At 55.3% G+C, this 18,213-nt stretch carries 15 protein-coding genes; 6 read left to right on the top strand and 9 right to left on the bottom strand.

Annotated elements, in window-relative coordinates; translation table 11 throughout:
• The first annotated feature begins 5 nt into the window (after positions 1-5).
• On the top strand, positions 6-668 hold the full coding sequence (locus tag ACU688_RS25610; protein ID WP_448186879.1) for a response regulator: 663 nt from the start codon (positions 6-8) through the stop codon (positions 666-668).
• Positions 665-2,008 (top strand): ATP-binding protein, encoded by a 1,344-nt coding sequence (locus ACU688_RS25615; RefSeq protein ID WP_448186880.1) that lies wholly within the window; start codon positions 665-667, stop codon positions 2,006-2,008. The genes ACU688_RS25610 and ACU688_RS25615 overlap by 4 nt, the downstream gene beginning before the upstream one ends.
• A 188-nt stretch (positions 2,009-2,196) precedes the next feature.
• Here ACU688_RS25615 and ACU688_RS25620 read toward each other — a convergent pair whose 3' ends face one another.
• Positions 2,197-4,584, bottom strand: a complete 2,388-nt coding sequence (locus ACU688_RS25620; RefSeq protein ID WP_448186881.1) for a diguanylate cyclase domain-containing protein — start codon at positions 4,582-4,584, stop codon at positions 2,197-2,199.
• Between the two features lie 133 nt (positions 4,585-4,717).
• On the opposite strand from ACU688_RS25620, the gene ACU688_RS25625 reads away from it, so the two are divergent.
• Positions 4,718-4,990, top strand: a complete 273-nt coding sequence (locus ACU688_RS25625; protein WP_448186922.1) for a DUF3077 domain-containing protein — start codon at positions 4,718-4,720, stop codon at positions 4,988-4,990.
• A 135-nt stretch (positions 4,991-5,125) separates the two neighbouring features.
• Here the strand turns inward: ACU688_RS25625 and ACU688_RS25630 are convergent, their stop codons facing one another.
• Both ACU688_RS25630 and ACU688_RS25635 read right to left on the bottom strand, forming a co-directional pair.
• Positions 5,126-5,497 (bottom strand): PH domain-containing protein, encoded by a 372-nt coding sequence (locus ACU688_RS25630; protein ID WP_448186882.1) that lies wholly within the window; start codon positions 5,495-5,497, stop codon positions 5,126-5,128.
• Positions 5,498-5,524: 27 nt separating this feature from the next.
• Positions 5,525-6,205, bottom strand: a complete 681-nt coding sequence (locus ACU688_RS25635; RefSeq protein ID WP_448186883.1) for an NBR1-Ig-like domain-containing protein — start codon at positions 6,203-6,205, stop codon at positions 5,525-5,527.
• 152 nt (positions 6,206-6,357) lie between these two features.
• Here ACU688_RS25635 and ACU688_RS25640 point away from each other — a divergent pair, with 152 nt between their 5' ends.
• Positions 6,358-6,993 carry a LysE/ArgO family amino acid transporter gene (locus tag ACU688_RS25640; RefSeq protein ID WP_448186884.1) on the top strand — a complete coding sequence of 212 codons (636 nt, stop codon included), beginning with the start codon at positions 6,358-6,360 and terminating at the stop codon, positions 6,991-6,993.
• Here the strand turns inward: ACU688_RS25640 and ACU688_RS25645 are convergent.
• The 3 genes from ACU688_RS25645 to ACU688_RS25655 all read right to left on the bottom strand — a co-directional run bounded on the left by ACU688_RS25645 (position 6,955) and on the right by ACU688_RS25655 (position 8,929).
• Positions 6,955-7,284, bottom strand: a complete 330-nt coding sequence (locus ACU688_RS25645) for a hypothetical protein (RefSeq protein WP_448186885.1) — start codon at positions 7,282-7,284, stop codon at positions 6,955-6,957. The two genes, ACU688_RS25640 and ACU688_RS25645, sit on opposite strands and share 39 nt — an antisense overlap.
• Positions 7,285-7,355: 71 nt before the next feature.
• The gene (locus ACU688_RS25650) at positions 7,356-8,117 is read right to left on the bottom strand and encodes an OmpA/MotB family protein (protein ID WP_448186886.1); all 762 of its coding nucleotides are present in this window, start codon (positions 8,115-8,117) and stop codon (positions 7,356-7,358) included.
• Positions 8,114-8,929, bottom strand: coding sequence for a motility protein A (locus tag ACU688_RS25655; protein WP_448186887.1), 816 nt, complete (start codon positions 8,927-8,929; stop codon positions 8,114-8,116). The genes ACU688_RS25650 and ACU688_RS25655 overlap by 4 nt, the downstream gene beginning before the upstream one ends.
• A 242-nt stretch (positions 8,930-9,171) precedes the next feature.
• On the opposite strand from ACU688_RS25655, the gene ACU688_RS25660 reads away from it, so the two are divergent.
• Positions 9,172-10,224 carry a flagellin N-terminal helical domain-containing protein gene (locus ACU688_RS25660; RefSeq protein WP_017736843.1) on the top strand — a complete coding sequence of 351 codons (1,053 nt, stop codon included), beginning with the start codon at positions 9,172-9,174 and terminating at the stop codon, positions 10,222-10,224.
• A 138-nt stretch (positions 10,225-10,362) separates the two neighbouring features.
• Here ACU688_RS25660 and ACU688_RS25665 read toward each other — a convergent pair whose 3' ends face one another.
• From ACU688_RS25665 to ACU688_RS25675, 3 genes are read right to left on the bottom strand one after another with little or no spacing between them, the layout of a single operon-like run.
• Positions 10,363-11,574 (bottom strand): MFS transporter, encoded by a 1,212-nt coding sequence (locus ACU688_RS25665; RefSeq protein ID WP_448186888.1) that lies wholly within the window; start codon positions 11,572-11,574, stop codon positions 10,363-10,365.
• Positions 11,558-13,168: a carbamoyltransferase C-terminal domain-containing protein gene (locus ACU688_RS25670; RefSeq protein ID WP_448186889.1), complete on the bottom strand. Its 1,611-nt coding sequence runs from the start codon at positions 13,166-13,168 to the stop codon at positions 11,558-11,560. Before ACU688_RS25670 ends, ACU688_RS25665 begins: the two co-directional genes overlap by 17 nt.
• A gap of 14 nt (positions 13,169-13,182) precedes the next feature.
• Entirely contained in the window at positions 13,183-14,259 is a 1,077-nt protein-coding gene (locus ACU688_RS25675; protein WP_448186890.1) for a SagB family peptide dehydrogenase, read from the bottom strand.
• Between the two features lie 704 nt (positions 14,260-14,963).
• Between ACU688_RS25675 and ACU688_RS25680 the strand changes: the two genes are divergently transcribed.
• Positions 14,964-18,206 (top strand): O-linked N-acetylglucosamine transferase, SPINDLY family protein, encoded by a 3,243-nt coding sequence (locus ACU688_RS25680; protein WP_448186891.1) that lies wholly within the window; start codon positions 14,964-14,966, stop codon positions 18,204-18,206.
• Positions 18,207-18,213: the final 7 nt, after the last annotated feature.

Genomic DNA, 18,213 nt, shown 5'->3' on the forward strand with positions numbered 1-18,213 from the left:
CAGTAATGCGCCTACTCCTTGTCGAAGATGACCGTGCCCTCGGCCAGGGGATTCGCGTGGCCTTGGGCGCCGAAGGCTACACCCTCGATTGGCTGCAAGATGGCGTGGCGGCCCTGCATGCGCTGCGCACGGAGTCCTTCGACCTGCTCCTGCTCGACCTCGGCCTGCCACGCCTCGACGGCCTCGACCTGTTGCAGCAACTGCGCGCCGAGCAGCACGACCTACCGGTGCTGATCCTCACCGCCCGCGATGGCACCGCCGAACGCATCGCCGGCCTCGACGCCGGCGCCGACGACTACCTGGTCAAACCCTTCGACGTCGAAGAACTCAAGGCCCGCGTGCGCGCCCTGTTGCGCCGCAGCCAGGGCCGCGCGCAGCCGCTGCTGGAACACGCCGGCATCAGCCTCGACCCGGCCACCCAGCAAGTGCGTTATCAATCCGGGGACATCATCGTCACTCCCATGGAATACCAGCTGCTGCACCAACTGATGGTGCGCCCCGGCAAGGTGGTGACTCGCGAACGCTTGTCCCGTGCGCTGTACGGCTGGCAGGACCGGGTCGAGAGCAACACCCTCGAAGTGCTGATCCATAACCTGCGCAAGAAGTTATCCACAGAGCTGATCCGCACCGTGCGCGGTGTCGGCTACGTGCTGGTGCTTAAACCATGAGCTCGGTTCGCGCGCGCATCCTCATACCCGTATTGGTCCTGATCCTGCTCGGCGACGCGCTTATCAGCTGGCTGGTGCTACGCGACAGCCACCACGAAATCGAAGAAGTCTATGACGCCCAACTCGCCCAAAGCGCGCGCCTGCTGCAAGGCGTATTGCGTCAGCGCGACCCTGGCGAAGCCGACTGGAACAGGTTGCATGAGGCCTTTGACCAGGCCATGAGCCGCGTGGGGGAAGAGGGCGTGGCCCATCCCTATGAAACCCGCCTGACCTTCCAGATCTGGAGCAGCGATGGCCAACTGCTGGTGCGCTCCGCCGAAGCACCGGTGCTGGCCGCACCGCCCGCGACCCTCGGCTCCCATGACCTGCTGGACAACGGCAACGACTGGTGCGCCTTCCTCCTCGCCGACCCGCAGCAAGGGTTATTGATTTGGGTGGGCGAGCGCGACGACATTCGCCAGGACGTGATCCAGCGCATCATGCGCCACACCCTCTGGCCCACGTTGATCGGCGTGCCGCTGCTGGCGGTGTTGATCTGGCTGGTCATCGGTTGGGGCTTCAAACCGCTGCGCGCCATGGCCCTATCGATTCGCGGGCGCAATACCGACACCTTGCAACCGCTGCACTTGGCGCCACTGCCCAGCGACCTGGAACCCATGCAAACCGCGCTGAACCGGCTGCTCGTGCAAGTGGATGACCTCTTGGAGCGCGAACGCCGCTTCATCGCCGACGCCGCCCACGAACTGCGCACACCGTTGGCGATCCTGCGCATCCACGCACAAAACGCACAAAGCGCCGAGACCCCGGAGCAACGCCGTGAAGCCCTGGAGTTTTTAGTCAACGGCGTCGACCGAGCCACCCGCATCGGCAGCCAACTGCTGACCATGGCCCGCATCGAACCGCAACTGAACAACCCGGTGCGCAGCCGCGTGCAACTGACCGAGCTGGTGCGCGAAGAGTTGGCCGAGCTGGCGCCGCTGGCCATGGAGAAAGGCGTGGAGCTGGTGCTGGAAGGTGAGGAGGAGGTGTGGGTGGAGACTGAGCCAGTTGCGCTGGCGATTGCGTTGCAGAATCTGGTGACCAATGCGTTGAATTTTTCGCCGGCTGGCAGCGAAGTGAAGGTGGTGATTGGTGCCAACTGCTTGAGCGTGGAAGACCAGGGGCCGGGGATTGATGAAGCGGAGTTGGGGCGATTGTTTGAGCGGTTTTATAGCCGGGGGAATGCCAACGGTGCGGGGCTGGGGTTGGCGATTGTGGAGATGATTGTTGGCAAGATTGGGAGTCGGTTGGCGTTGCGCAACCTCGAACACGGCGGCTTGAGCGCCCGCCTGGAATTCTGACCTGTGGGAGCGGGCTTGCCCGCGAAGGCGGCGTGTCAGTCGATACAAGTGCTGGCTGATTGATCGTTCCCACGCTCTGCGTGGGAATGCATCCCTGGACGCTCTGCGTCCGTTCTTGAAGGCGTGACGCAGAGCGTCACCTGCGGCATTACCACGCAGAGCGTGGGAACGATCAAAAGGATAAGGTTTTAGGTTTCCAAGGCGCTAATAATTGATTGCTTTGAACTTGGTAAGTGCTGTGAGACTTCTGATAATGCCAATGCTCTCTCTGCAATGGAGTTGAATCGTGCCTCATCAAAAAAAACTGATCCGGATAACTTTGCTTTTGCTAGCAATGCAGCGTATGCGAAAAAGCCATAGGGATGTTTTTTGTATGTGTTTTCTATTTCTATTGCGCTGAGGGTGTTTAGTGTCTTGAGTCCTAACTCTATCTCTCCAAGTTTCAGGGCGGAGGTGCCGAAGTTGGTTTTGTATATGGTGGTTTTTGGGGTTTTTGTGTACGCAGCTTGAAAGTGATTCAGCGCTTCCGATGTTAGTCCGAGATTGGTTGCGGTCAACCCGCCTAGATTATATATGGATGAAGAGTTGATGCCAAGATCTATTAGTCGTTTGAAGTCTGTATAAGCGATGTCGAAGGAATGGGTTTTTCGAAGTGCTTGCAATGTTTTTGTAGGGGTATCTACAGCGAAGTGGTATAGGTGTGTGTTTGGGGTGCTTATAAGTCCAGACGCAGAAAATCTTGCGAGCTCAATTATGCTTTTTGAGTCTATACTGAAGTGCCCTTTGTCTGTTAGCGCAGAGAGGTCCTCGTTGCAGCATATGCCGGCAATAGCTTCAAGAGAAGGAAATTCTGCTGAGATTTCGTTCATTAGCAAATTTAAGTTGTTTTCGTTGTAGTTGTCGTTTGGACCAACTAAGCATATTGAGCCGCTGTCTAGAACTGCGATTAAATTTATGTTTATAAGTGCGGTTTTGGCACTGCTGTATAGTTTCGCTAGAGCTTTATTTAGGGCTGCGGTGCCGTAGTTTTTTAAGTATTCTGCTTCCTTTGTGAATCGTATAACGATCGCGAAAGGGAGAGTATCCTGAGATGAGGCTATAAACTCTTGGAGAGGCTTTATATCACCACTCCGAATTCCATCGGACGGTGACGTGAAGTATCTGGAAGAGTTGGATAATAAATGCCCGATACTTCCGGCCGGAATTGCCTCAAGATGCGAACCGGCCGCCAACTCAATTATTGAGTTATCTGCCGTGTCTATAAAGGCAAATGAAATTTCAGGCTGGGAATTAAATACTACAATCCTACAGCTCTCAACACGAGGATATATTCCTAGTGTTCTCGTTGTCCGTCCATCGTTGACCGAAAATTTGGTCTTTCCTGAGAAGGTCGGATGGTAGACTTTGAATTCTTGTCCTATCAGGACGCCTACATTAGACCCAATATCTAATGCAACTACACCTGTTTTCGTATCTTGCTCCAGTACTCTTCCGCAGGAAGATAGAATCTCATCATAAAGTATTACTTGATTTCTTCCAGCGGCTTTTGCTCTATAAAGTGCTGTATCCGCCAGGTCGAGTAAACCTGCTGATTGATCTGAGCCAGATTCGGATTTGTTCATGCCTGTGTGAAAAGCTAACCCGATACTAGTGGAAATGCCTCTGTCAGAGGGAGGGGGGGGCGTTAATGCGGATAAATTGTCGCTTTTGCACAGCCAACACCACTCATCATCGCTTGGTAGTATTACGTCACAAATGCTAGATCTGAGTTGATTTGCCCATGCGAAAAACTGCTCTCGCGGCGCGCTTGCCGTTATTAAAACTAAGAATTCTTCACCTGACGGGTGGCCTAGGTATACCAGCGGGTGGAATGGAGATTTTTCTATTGCGGAAGCACAGTCCTCCAAACGTTTCCCGAAAGCTTTGAGAACTTGATCCCCATATAGGTGACCCCAAGTGTCATTAACTTGCTTGAAATAGTCTATGTCGAGCGCCATTACTGCGAGCGTTTCGGAATGCTCGCTTTCCTGTGTTTCAATGTCGGGGGAGGCTTGTTTGTCGACTAGGTTAATTGAGGCCTCTAGTTTTTCTCGAAACGCTTCTTTTGCGAGCAGGTGTGTCAGAGCGTGGTGGGAAACCCTATATGCATTGGACGAGCTTTCTTGTGTTTTCTCTATCAGGGCTCTGTAACGCGCCCTTGTGTCCTTTCGTGGGGATTTTGTGAAGGCTAGCGATACTGTCGCGTCATATGTTTTTAGATAGTATCTTGCGGTCAGGCTGTTGGTTGAGTATTGTGCGATTGGTTCTTTTATGGATTTGTCTAAGCTTTGAATTGTTGACGTGTTAATCGATATGCCATGCAGTTCGAACCATTGATTTTCATTTTTATAATGGAGGGTGCACTTTATGTTATGACTGGCAAATTCTTTTAGGAGTTCTGTATAAAGTGCTGTGAGTTTGTCTAGTTTCATAGGTTTTATTGTCTTTTTTGAAGAAGGCCGGTTTGTTGCTTTGGAAGGGGTAGGTTTTGTATTTTTTGTTGTGTGTGGTTTTCGAGTGTGTCTAAGTCTTTTCATGAGGTTCCGCGAACCCCATCCTCTCCTTTTATCTACATCGTAGGCAAGCGTTAGTTGTGGCGTTTTGCCATCTTTGGCGAAGTGCGCTTTTTATACGGCAGATACGACGCGTCCATGATGGAGCTTTCAGGACATCATCACCTTCTCCACCTGCGGCACACCGCCCAACCATCGCCACCTGTTCCGTATCAACTCTGGCGTCCCCATCCGCGAAGCCCTGGAGCATGCCTCCGAGCTGTTGCACTGTTCCAAGCTGCTGGCGCTGGATGCTGCGATGGACAACAGCGCCGACCGCTATGCCTGGGCTGCGCATTATTTGGGGGAGATGGCGAAAGCGGTGGTGGATGATTTGGCGAATGGGATGTTGCCGAATGGGGTTGCCGGGGAGGATGGGGTTGTTGTGTAAGGCTGTGGTTTGAGGGTGTGGGGGCGGGCGTCTTCGCGGGCAAGCCCGCTCCCACATTTTGATGCGGTACGGCCGTTTAACTGTGTAGGCAGTAAAAAAGACCTTGGGGCGCCAAGGTCTTTTTTTGCCCGCTGATCAGGCCAGCAGATGTTTGGAAATCAACCGGGAAATTTCCACAACCGAAGTCTTGCCGGTGAATTCAAACTTCACTTTTCCCAACGATGAAAAGTAAATCTCCAACTCCGAATCCAGGTCAAACGTCCCGGACGTTTCCACCGAGTAGGCGACGATATTTTTGTACGGCAGCGACGTGAAGTCCTTCTTGCTGCCGGTAATCCCCTGCACGTTCACGGCGATGATGCGTTTGTTAGTGAAGACCACGCCGTCGCGCATGGATTTGTAAGCGTCGACTACTGTTTCGCCGTCCAGCAGCAAGGCCGATACGCGTTCCGCGTATTCGTTGTTTTGTTTGAGTTTGAAGAAGCCTTTGTTATTGAAGTCGATCACAGGGCAATCCTTTTAGTGGGGCAGCGCTCAGCGCGCCATGACGTTGACGATGACATGCAGGATAAACGCGGGCCCATAACAGGGCTGGCCGTGTTCATCTTCTATGCGCCAGATGGACGTGACGGTGCAGGTTTCCTTGGGCGCGGCGAAGGTCACCGAGAGGTGCACCGGCTGGCCGGGTAGGGTGTCCGCAACGGGGATTTCGTGGGTGAGGCTGCGTAGGTGACTGTCCATCACCACTTCCAGTGGGGCTCCAGCATCGGTGCGGCGCGCTATGACGTACTCGCTGTCTACCCGCACCAGCCGGCGACCGCGCCAGGGGCGGCTGCCGAGGTTTTGAATTTCCCAGGTTTTTTGGAACGTCTCGCCGGGTAGCACCACGGTTTGGTCGGGGGTGGTGACGTCGGCGTTGAACACAACGACGTCGCTAGGGTCATGCAGGCCGATGGCGCGGTTGGTGGTTGCCATTGAATGGATATCAACGGACGCGCCTGCCAGGTCGGCGAAGTAGCGGAACAGCAGCAGTGGCGAAACCTGGAGTGCCTTTGCGAGTTTGATCAGGGTGCGTACCGACGGGTCTTGGGAGGCGCCACCGGCCAGGCCGTAGAGGTAGGTTCGAGAGATCCCCGACTCTTTCGCTAACGTTGTCATGGATTTGCCCAGCTCTCGGCTGCGTCGGGCGATCAGCGCCCTGAGGGTGATGTTCATGGACCATCTTTGTTCGTCAAAAAGGACAGCCTGCATGCCGCCACGGTTAGCCGGCCGTGCAGACTGCAAACCGCTGCCAGTTTCGTTGTTTCCCACAGCGTTGCGAATACGGCGTGTGTTGCATTCCTTTACATCTGCCTTGAAGAGTCACCATGACACCTTACTTCACCGAAGGCCTGGTGCTGGGCCTCGGCCTGTTCGCCGCCCCCGGTCCCAAAGACACCTTGGTCATTCGCCAAGGTGTCGGCCGCGGGCCTATCTGGGGAGTGGTCGCGATCTGTGTAGTTGCCGATATTCTGCTGATTGCCCTGGGCATCGCTGGTCTGGGGACGCTGCTGGAAAGTCGACCAACGCTGGTCGCACTGTTGCTAATCTCCGGCGCGGCCTACCTGCTTTGGTTCGGCGCCCGGCGGCTGTTGGCCTGCCTGCGTGACCAATCCATGCCGGATACCCAAGACGGTCAATCGCAACGAGGACTGTTGCGGACGGCAGTTGTTTTGGGTTTCGCTAATCCCTACGCCTGGCTCGATACCGTCGTGCTGATCGGCTCCATCGGCGCAGCAAAACCCTTGAACCAACAAGCACTCTTCGCGACCGGGGCCATGACCGCGTCGCTGCTGTGGTTCGTACTCTTGGCGTTGGGGTGTCAGCGGTTGACCCACCTGTTTCGCACACCCGTGGTGTGGCGTTGGCTGGACGCAGGCGTTGCGGTGTTGATGGTGTACCTGGCCGGTATGCTGATAAGTGATTCACTGGATGTCTTTAAGGTAATCCTTGAGGGTCGTTAGCGGCACAGGTAGTTCATCGAGCTGATGGACGTTTTGTACATCAGCCGCCAGCCTCTGCAACTCCCGCCCCAACACCGACTCAGCCCCACCCACCGCCTCCAACGCCTGCCCCACACACTCATCCACCTTCCCCAAAACACCAATCAAATCCCCCTGCCGCACCAACAACCCAAACACCTCCCGGTCATACCCGCCCATCACCGGATCATCACGCAAAACCGGGCTGCCACCGTCCACCTCATGCACCAGCTTAAGTGCAAAAAGCGCCACAGCTTCCAGCGTCAATTCCATGGTCTCGGTTCCTCAACAGTCGGGGGAGGGCGATGATCACTGTTCTTCAGCGCAAAAAACAACCCCGGCCGTCACCGCTCCAGGATCAATTCCACCCGACGGTTACGCGCGCGGCCTTCAGCCGTCGCGTTATCCGCCAGCGGCCGGGTGTCGGCATAGCCGATGGCGGCGAGGCGTCCGGGCTGGATGCCGTTGGCTTGCAGGTAGCGCACCACGCTGCCGGCGCGGGCGCTGGAGAGTTCCCAGTTGGAGGGGAAACGGGCGCTGCGGATGTCTTGGGTGTCGGTGTGGCCGGCGACGATGAGTTTATGCGGGACGCTGTCGAGCACCGGGATGAGCTTGTGCAACACGGCGAGGCCGCCGAGGTTGAGGTCGGATTGGCCGGAGGGGAATAGGATTTCGCTGCTGATGCGAAAACTCACGCTGCTTTCATTGGTGACCACTTCGATGTCGTTGCCCAATTGATCCAGCGGCAGTTCGTTGAGCAGATCTTGTGTCGTCGGTTTCGCGGGTTCAGGTTCAACGACCACAACCGGCTCAGGCGCGGCAACCGGCTCAGGTTCAGGCGCCACGACAGGCACCAACAACAACGCTCCCGGCACCTCCACCGAGGCCAATCGCTTAAAGGAAAACACCGGCGGCCCACTGACCTCGGCACTGTGCCGCGTACGCTCATGCCCCTTGCCCGCCAACGCTAGCATCGCCATGGTCACCACCAGCAGTAACGTCATCATGTCCAGGTACGTCATCATCCACGTCTCACCCGCCGCGTCTTCCACCGGCGGCATGCCGCTGGCAATCGCTGCGGCCTGGATACGCGTCACCGGCCTCACGTGCGCGGTTTCCAACTGAGCCGCAGCGGCACCCGCAAAGGCTCATCTCGCAGTTCATTCTGGTAATGCGCCACAAAGGATTTGAGCGTCTCGCGCATCAACCCCGGGCTGCGTTTGTTGGCCATCATCGCCACGCCTTGCAGCACCATGTTCATCACCACCACGCGCTGTTCGGTGCGGCGTTCCAGCTTCACCGCCACCGGTTTGCACAGCAGGTTGGCGAGCAATACGCCGTACAGCGTGGTCATCAGGCCCACCGCCATTTGCCGGCCGATGGTCACCATGTCGCCGTCGCCGAGCACGAACATCAGGTTCACCAACCCCACCAGCGTGCCGAGCATGCCGAACGCGGGGGCGTAGCTGGCCATCACGCGAAACAGCTGCGCCTCGGCATGTTCCTTGGCGCGCAGGCGGGCGATGCGCCATTGCAGTAGGTCGAGGATGTCGTCCAGCGGGGTTTTGTCGATGACCAACTGCACGCCGGAACGCAGGAAGGGATTTTTCACGCCGTCGAGCACGTCTTCCACGGCACGCAGGTCGCCGTCGATCCACAGCCGCGAAAGGCTCACCAACTCGTCAATGTCTTCCTGGGTGTACTCGCGCTCATGCCGCACCACGGTCTTGATCAGGCTGAAGATGCGCAGCACTTCGCGCAACGGGTAGCTGATGAAGGTCGCGGCAAAGGTGCCGACCACCACAATGCCCAGCGCCGGCAGGTCGACAAACAAGCCGGGTTGTTGCGCGCTGAACACCAGCAGCACGGCCAGCAGTAGCAGGCTGGCGAGCAGGCCGATCAGGGTTGAGGGGTTCATGCAGCACTCCAGTTGTGGGCCAAGGCGGGAGTTATAACGCGCGGGGTGCGGATTCAAATCAGCTAATACAGGCACTTTCACTGGCGAAATCGGGGGGCTGCGCAAATTTTTTCAACGGCTGCCTAAAGACGGCTAATCGGTTCGCCGATGTTCGCTTTGTCTGTACGGCAACGGCGTGGAATGTCCTCGGCGCCGGGCCCGAACTCTGTCCCAAGCGGCTCACCCACGAAAGGAACTGCACCATGTCAGTCATCAATACCAACATCACGTCCATGATCGCCCAGCAAAACCTGAACTCCTCCGAGAGCAGCCTGAGCACCTCGATCGAGCGCCTGTCGTCGGGCCTGAAAATCAACAGCGCTTCCGACGACGCCGCCGGCCAGGCGATTGCCAACCGCATGACCTCGCAGATCACCGGCCTGTCCCAGGCCAGCAGCAACGCCAGCGACGGCATCTCCCTGGCGCAGACCACCGAAGGCGCGCTGGACCAGGTGAACGACAACTTGCAGCGCATCCGTGAGCTGTCGGTACAAGCGGCCAACGGCACCAACTCCCAGTCCGACCTGCAATCGATCCAGGACGAGATCACCCAGCGCCTCGACGAGATCGACCGTATCTCCTCGCAAACCGCATTCAACGGCGTGGACGTGCTGTCCAAAGACCAGACCATCACCATCCAGGTCGGCGCCAACGATGGCGAAACCATCGACATCAAGCTCAGCGAAATCAACGCCGACACCCTCGGCCTGAGCAGCTTCAACGTGAACGGCTACGACACCACCCTGACCGCCAGCACCCTGTCGGACTCCGCGGGCACCGCGATCACTTCGACCAACACCAGCTATGTCGACAAGTCCGGCACCACCGTGACCGGCGGCACTCTGTCCACCGACGCCGATGGCGACTACTTCCTGACCGTCGGCGGCAAGACCTACGCGGCCGAAGTGACCCTGACCACCGACGGCACCACCACCTCGGCGAGCATCAGCATCGACACCGACAACGCGGTGAGCAAGAAGTCCACCAACACCCTGACCACCCTCGACAACGCCCTGAACACCGTGGACTCCATGCGTTCGGACCTGGGTGCGGTGCAAAACCGCTTCGACTCGGCGATCACCAACATTTCCACCACCACCACCAACCTGACGTCCGCGCGTTCGGGCATCCAGGACGTGGACTACGCCACCGAAGTGTCGGCCATGACCAGCGCGCAGATCCTGCAACAAGCCGGTACGTCGGTATTGGCCCAGGCCAACTCGATGCCGCAACAGATGCTGTCGCTGCTGCAATAAGTACCTGCAGGTAGAGAAGGGGCCAGCGCACGCTGAGCCCCTTTTTTTGTGGCTGGAATTTGATTAGGTGGCATTGAATGCAGGTTGGTTCGCTAGGTAATTAATTGATTCTGAGCGCTGCTCTTTGGTTGCACTAGCTTAAAGGGGCTTTGTCTGCCTTCTGTCTATGTGAAAGTAGATCGCAATTGACATTAATGCCGTAAAAAAAGCCATGCATGCAGCCACAATAAAAGGCGCGGGGCGGCCGCTTGCGGCTATTAGTAATGTTCCTAAGGAGGGGCCAGCGATGATGCATAAAATTTGAATGCTTCTAAAGGAGGTAGAGACTCTTCCGATATTGCCAGGGGGGCATAATTGTTGAAGGATTATATTTGAAGATATGATGAGCATTTCATAGCCGAACCCATTAACAAACCATACAGCTGGGTAGAGTGAGGATCTTCCAGGGATTTGGAAAAATACCAAGGTGGCAGTCATACTTAAGGCTATGGAGAAAGTAGCGAGTGCATAAAGTCGAAGGCGAACTTCGTCGATGTCGCCCAGTTTAAATTTTATTAACAGTGCAGCACCTATTGCGCCACCCGCAGTGGCGGAGATGACGACTGAAAAAGCAACGGGAGGTAAGCCTTCAAAGGCTAGAAAAGATGCCACATGCGGGTCGTAAACGCCTAAGGCTAACGAGGTCAGTAAGGAATACAAGAAACCTATGCGCAGTTGAAAGGGTAATGCATTAAATATTGAAAACCCTCTTGCGATGTCACGGTATAGCGCAAGGATTGTTGTCCGTGAGTCGTCGGTTTGCGTTTGGATGGCTAAACAAATAGATCGTAGAAGGGGGAGTGTTAAAAACACAGCAACGGCTGATATAAAAAAGACATTTTGGGGTGACAGCATCGCCGTTAGCGCGCCAGCAACTAATGGGGCAAACAGTTTGGAAGATTGATCAAAGAGGCTGGCGTGGCTAAAAAAAGATTTACGCTCCTCGGCTACGATCAACTGGCGAACCGTAATGGCTATCGAAGGGAAGTAAATTAAGTTTGATACGCCTTTCAACACCACAAAGAGCAAAAAGGATTGGAGGTCAGGAGAGACGGCGAGTGCCACTGTAGACGTAGCGCGCAGCAAGGCGCCAAACGTCAGTGTTTTCCTTACGTCGTGTCGATCTATTAGTGTTCCTACGATAGGTCCGAGAAATAACATCGGGGCGCCGAGGCAAAAAGCCAGGATCGCTATCTCTGAAGGAGAGGCATGCCATAGATATACAGGTACGGTGAAGATCAAAAAAACATCAAGCCATAGTGAGAGGCTGGATAACGCTTGCACGCAAATAAGCTTACTTGACGTGTTCATTTTGTCGATCTGAATTTAGAAAAAGTGTGTCTTCAAAGACGAATCCGTCAAGCCCGTGATTGCTGGCAAAACGATATAGGTCACTCAGGCTATTTATAAAGCCGCGACCATTAAAGTTTAGAGATGTATTACAAAGCACTCCGACCCCTGATATGTCGCGATAGGCACTGAGTAGCTGATGTAGTCTAAGATTTTGGAATTTGTTGACTGATTGAGGGCGCGCAGAGTTATTGATATGCGTTACAGCCGGTATTCTGCTTGACACGACTTTGCGAAATTCCAGCATAAAGGGTGATGGGGTGGACGGGTAAAAGTAGTCGCCCATACATTCTTCTAGGCATATCGGCGCGATAGGCCGAAATCCTTCGCGCTTCTTAATGCTATTCAATCTGTTGAGGTTTTCCCTAGGATAAGGCGCTGCTAAGATCGAGCGATTTCCCAAGGCTCTAGGGCCCATTTCATATCTGCCTTGCACCCAGCCTAATATACAACCATCATGAAGCAGTCGCGCGACACGTTGCTCATTATAGGGCTCGCTAATGAAGGCGCCTGTACGATTTGTGTCAGTGCGTGATGGCTCGCCGGCATAGGGTGACCACTTGATTTTAGCCAGTCCCTTAGTATGCAATAATGCATCAATTGCCGTTCCAATTGCAGACCCACTGTCGTTCGTGCACGGTGGTATAAAGACGTCAGAAAATAGCTCTGTTTCTTTCCATTTTGAGTTCCAGTCGCAATTTAGTCCGCACCCGCCGACGATCAATAGAGGCGCATGATCAAAAACTATTTTCCGTGCGAACTCATGGAATAGATCGAAAATTGCATTTGAGTAGTGATAGGCAAGTGATGCGAGTCGAGGGTCGTCAAGGCCAATATTGTAATAGATACTGTTGCGGAATTCGCGCTTGTGAATCGTTCTGAAGTCCAAATTTTTATCGATTAGTGTTGCTATTAAATTTCTGGCCTCCTCATCAATATTACTGTTTTCTCCATAAGCGGCCAATGCCATGAGCTTGCCTGCATCACTTAAGCGAATTTGCCCCGCTCCAAAATTATTAAAGGTTGGGTCAGCGAGCGCGTATAAAAAAGCAAATCTGTCCCCAGGGTTTTCAATTACGCAGCCTAAGTGAGTGATGTTGACGTTTTCATCGATTCGATAAAATGCTCCGAAATAACCCTCCCAGAGTAATGCGTAGCAAGGCTGCCCCTGTGGAAATGGTGAAAGGCCATATCCACATAAAAGGTGCGAGCGTTCATGGGAAGATGAAAAATATGCAACGTCGTGACCAAATATGGAACGATTTTGAAAAATGATCTTTTTTAAACCGGAATAGCCAGCACCAATGGCATCTCTTTCTGAGTCTGGGCTCATTCCTCTACTCCACCCTCCCTGAGCGACTATAGTTACAGGTTTACTGATCATGTGCAAAGCTTTCAGCAGTGTATCGGGTGTTACACTTGAAAATCGAAGGCCGTTATCTTTTTCCGCTTCTATCGAGAACTCCAGGTGGTCTCCAATGATTAGCGCTATCGCCCCGTCATGTCCATCTTTCACTCCAAGAATTACAATGTCATTATTTTTCGAGTTGGTCATGTTTAGTTTTCCTGTCAAGTTCCCTCTAGGAGCTCTCTAACTTCTTTGGTGTATGAACTGCCCGTTCTATGTCCAGCGCCCACCAGAAAAATAACGTGCTCCGAGGGAAGGTTTACCTCTAGTAGTTCATTTATCTCTTTGTCATGGAAGTATCCGGTCAGCCAAGGATGTAAACCTAGAGCCGTGATCAATAAATTAGCGGTTTGTGACAGATGCCCGACATCTAGCAGCATTGACCGATAGGCACGAGAGTGGGGGTATTTCCACCAAAGTTTGTCAAAACGAGAGGTGAAGAAAATTGCAAATGCTAAATTATTTGCCCAGTGCTGGCCGCACAAGTAAGTGGAAATTACTTCGGGCGGAAGTTCGCGTACTTTTTCGAGAACATGTTGCTCACTTATGTAATGATAAATGCCTGGCGCCAGATCCTCGACATTTCGTACCCAGACATAACCCTCTGTAGCCTGTAAGCCTCCGGCTGAAGGCGACGTTCTTCTGAAACCGAATTTTTGGGCTCCAATCGGTGCATCATATTCGGTCTCTTTTTTATCTGCTAAAGTTCCATACAGTATAGTCGCGAGCGATAGAATCGATACTGGCGTATCGAAGAAGTCTCTGCAGGTGTGACGAGCCAAGAGGGTCTCCCAAAGGCTAGATTTTTGAATGATTGAAATATTTGGAGGTGGCAGAAATGTTTTTGTTCCGCCTTTTATCAAAGAAATAGTTGGTTCGCTTTTGTGAATGGATTCGCAAAAATCTAAGTAGCTTTTAGCATATTCAATGTACAGCTCTGGTTTGTCTGGTGTGGGTGGGTTTGGGTGGGATGTCCCAATGTGGAATATTTTCGATAGTTCGTCCCAACCCCATTCATCAGTCGGTTTTTCTTCAAGTAAGATTCCACATGTATCTATGGATATGTCGTCGATGGTGTCTTTTACAACGTCGCCTGCGGAAAAGTTCACTAGCCGCTCAAATTCGCTGACGCTTATTTGGTATTGAGCGTGATTTCTATAGTCCCACAAATAAGCTGCGCCTTCTTTGAGCACAAAAAATATGTCGTTCGAGAGCCATTTCTTTTTCGCCGTACACATAGCCGCCCGACCATCCTATAGTTAGGTGTTTTTTAAGTGGTAGCCTGGGCCTGAGCCCAGGCTGCGTGTCAGTGCTTAAGCGCTAACTTTCGATGATTAGGGGTCTCAGTATGGACACCGCTATCACGATGGTTTGGAGTGAATGTGTAGCGGGCTACCGTCACCGTCTTTATTGAGAAGTGAGGGGTCTGGTACGCATCGTTTGATTGGTTGTTAAGCGTCGGTTCTATAATTACTCGTTTCATATAGAGCTCCACTGATGATCTGAGTTAATGCCTTCGCAGGTTTGCGATGCGCTTCAAACGTAATGAGAGGCTGTTGTGATTGTCAATTTCAATTTTTTTATTTTTAGTTCAAGTTTCGTGTGTGCTTCCTATAATTTGTCGGATAGTTCTGGGTGGCTTTTCCTACGTGTTGCTCCACCTTTGATTTATAAAGCTACTGCGCTATACACGTGGATGTAATATCTAGTTGCATAGAAACACCAAGGCATCGTTGCCGTTAAACAACAAATTCTTTCCTCGTCTAGGGAAAGTGTTTTCAAACGAAGGAGTTTTGCTTTCACTGGCGTATTGCGCAGTCTGATCTTTGAACGCAATCCCCACTAATCCCCCCGCCAAGGCAGGCTTATCCGGGCTTTGGTGACGGGCTTGTCGCGCTAGCATTTGCCCCAGACTATTTATCCACAAGGCGAATGCCCGTTCATGCCCAAACCCCAGCGCCCCAAGACCCCACAAGGGTGGAAAGACCTCGGCAACCAACAATTGCACAGCGCCCCCGAGCAAGCCCTGGCCAGTTTCGAGCAAGCCTTGCGCCTGCTGCCAGACGAGCCCGAGGCCCTGGAGCTGGTGGCCAAGACCGCACAAAAGCTCGGCCAGGCCGATCGCGCCTTGGAGCTGGTGCTGAAAGCGTTGGCGATAGACCCGGATTTCGCCATCGGCCATCACCGGCTGGCCACGCTGTACTTCGAGAAGGGCCAGTTCGCCCTGGCGCTGGCGCATGTGCAACAGGCGCTGGAACTGGCGCCGCAGGATTGCCGCATGCTGTCGCGACAAGGCTTGATCCTCAACCGCCTGGAGCGCCACGGTGAGGCCATCGCGGTGTTCGAAAAACTGATCGAACGCGAACCCGGCGACTACAGCCATTGGAACAACGCGGCCAACCTGTACAAGGACATCGGCCAATTGGGTAAGGCCGACACCTACTACCAAAAGGCCGTGGCCCTGGCCAAGCGCAAGGACGTGCTGCCGTATTCCAATCGCCTGACGTCATTGCACTACGACCCCGAGCGCAGCCGCGATTACATCTTCGCCGTGTGCAAGGAATGGCAATCGCGCTTCGGCCCCAAAGTCGTGCCGCCACGCCCCGAGACGGACAAGACCGCCAACCGCCGCCTGCGCATCGGCCTGGTGTCCGATGGCCTGCGCCAGCACCCGGTGGGCAATATGATCGTCGGCGTGCTGGAAAAGCTGCCGCGCCACCGCTACGAATTGTTCGCCTACAGCACCAGCCAGGTCTGCGACCACCTGACCCGGCGCATCCAGGCCAGGGTGCAGCAGTGGCTGGCGATCAAGCACATGGACGACGGGGCCCTGGCCCAGCGTATCCGCGAGGATCGTATCGATATCCTGATCGACCTGTGCGGCCACAACGCCGGCAACCGCATGGGCGCCATGGCCTTGCAGCCGGCGCCGTTGCTGGTGAAGTGGGTCGGCGGCCTGATCAACACCACCGGCCTGGACGCCATCGACTACCTGCTCACCGACCGCATCGAATCCCCGGTTGGCGAAGACGCCTACTACACCGAAAAACTCATCCGCCTGCCCGACGACTATATCTGCTACGACCCGCCGCCCTACACGCCCGACATAAAACCCTTGCCCGCGCTGGCCAACGGTTACATCACCTACGGCTGCTTCAACAACCCGACCAAGATCAACGACCAGTTGCTGGCGCGCTGGGCCGAGGTGATGCGCGCCACGCCGGGCTCACGCCTGTTGCTCAAGGGCGGCGCGTTCGGCAACCGCGAGTTGCGCGGCCATGTGCACGGCTTTATGGCGGCCCAGGGCATTGCCGAAGAGCGTGTGCTGATCGAGGGCCCGGTGGGTCACAAAAGCCTGCTCGACACCTATAACCGCATCGACATCGCCCTCGATCCCTGGCCGTATTCCGGCGGCCTCACTACCTGCGAAGCCTTGCTGATGGGCGTGCCGGTGGTGACGTTCCCCGGCCCGACGTTCGCCGGGCGCCACTCGGCCACGCACCTGATCAACGCCGGGTTGCCGGAATTGGTGGTGCACAGTTGGGAGCACTATCAGCAACGTGTGATCGAACTGGCCAGCGACCTCGACAGCCTCACCCGTATCCGCAGCCATCTGCGCGAGGTGCTGATGGGCTCGCCGGTGTGCGACAGCCAGCGCTTCGCCAACCACTTCGACACGGCCATGCGCGCCATCTGGCAGCGCTATTGCGAGAACACACCGCGAGCCGCGTTGACCTTGGACGCGCAAGGGCAGGCCCGTTTCGACGGCGACGACGCTGCCGTCGAACTGCACCACCCGGCCGCGCCGCCAGAGGATGCAGGTTTCCGCTTCACCTTCCAGGGCAAAGTCGTGACCCTCGATCACGGCGGTATGTTGATCGCGTCGGCGCAGTTCGTGGCTCTGCAAAAAATGGCGGCGTTTTCCACCGTCGCCTTCGACCCCGCCAGCCGCATCAGCAATGCGCGGCAACTGGCCCAGCTCGGTGAGTTGCACTACTACCCTCACGCTGCGTTGGGCAGTGGTCAGCCGGCCACGCTGTATGCCTGTCTCGATCCGAGCATGAGCGCCACGCTGGCACCGCTGGCGACTGCAAACGTACTGGCCAAACTGGCGCTGCCGACCCTCAAGCTGGACGCGATCAACGGCCTGCCTGCGGTGGATTGGCTCTTGCTCGACAACCTCAACGACAGCCTCGCCGTGATCGAGCACGGCCAGCGCAGCCTCGCCGAGACGTTGCTGGTGCAGGCCCGGGTCAACTTCGCGCCGACCCATGACCAGCAGGCCGATGTGGGCTTGATCAGCCGCTGCCTGGCCCGGCGCGGCTTCAGTTTTTACCGCTTGAACAACTTGCAGCATCAACCGCAGACCTCCCACCTGGTGTGCGCCGACGCGCTGTTTCTGCCGGATGCGACGCGCCTGGCCGCGCTGTCGGATAACCAGCGTTTGAAGCTGGCGTTCCTGTTGCACACGGTCTACGCCGCCCACGATGTGGCGGGTGAACTGCTCAAGGCCATCGACGACGATCTGGCCACCCAGTACCTCAAACACTGCCAGAACCCGCAGCCGCTGGAATTGCCCCGCGAGCCCATGCAGGAACCCCAGGTCACGTTCCCGGCAGACGTCGCCGCGTACGTCAAAACCCTCTACACCCAAGCCTCGGTGATCCTCGAATACGGCAGCGGCGGCTCGACCCTGCTGGCGGCGAACCTGCCGGACAAAACCGTGATCTCGGTGGAAAACGACGCCCATTGGGCCGCAGACATGCAAACCTGGATCGCCAACGCCACGCTGCCCTCACGGCCATTGATCTACCCGGTGAACGTGGGCGAAACCGGCAAATGGGCACGCCCGAAAAACGCCCGGCACTGGAAGAAATTCCACACCTACCCTTTGAAGGTCTGGGATGAGCCGTTCTTTGAACAGCCAGATGTGATCCTTATCGACGGGCGTTTTCGCATCGCCTGTTTTGTCACGGCGTACCTGCGGGCGACCCAACCGATGATCGTGCTGTTCGACGATTACCTGGATCGGCCGCACTACCATGTGGTTGAACGTTTGGTGAAACCCAGCGAGTTTGTCGGGCGCATGGCGCGGTTTGATTTGCAGCCGCTGACCCATTTGCCGCGTGAAGAGTTGACCTGGTTGGTGGCGAGCTTCAACGAAGTGGCCTACGCCGAAGCCTGATTTGAAA

The organism is Pseudomonas acericola (SeqCode) (assembly GCF_053456465.1).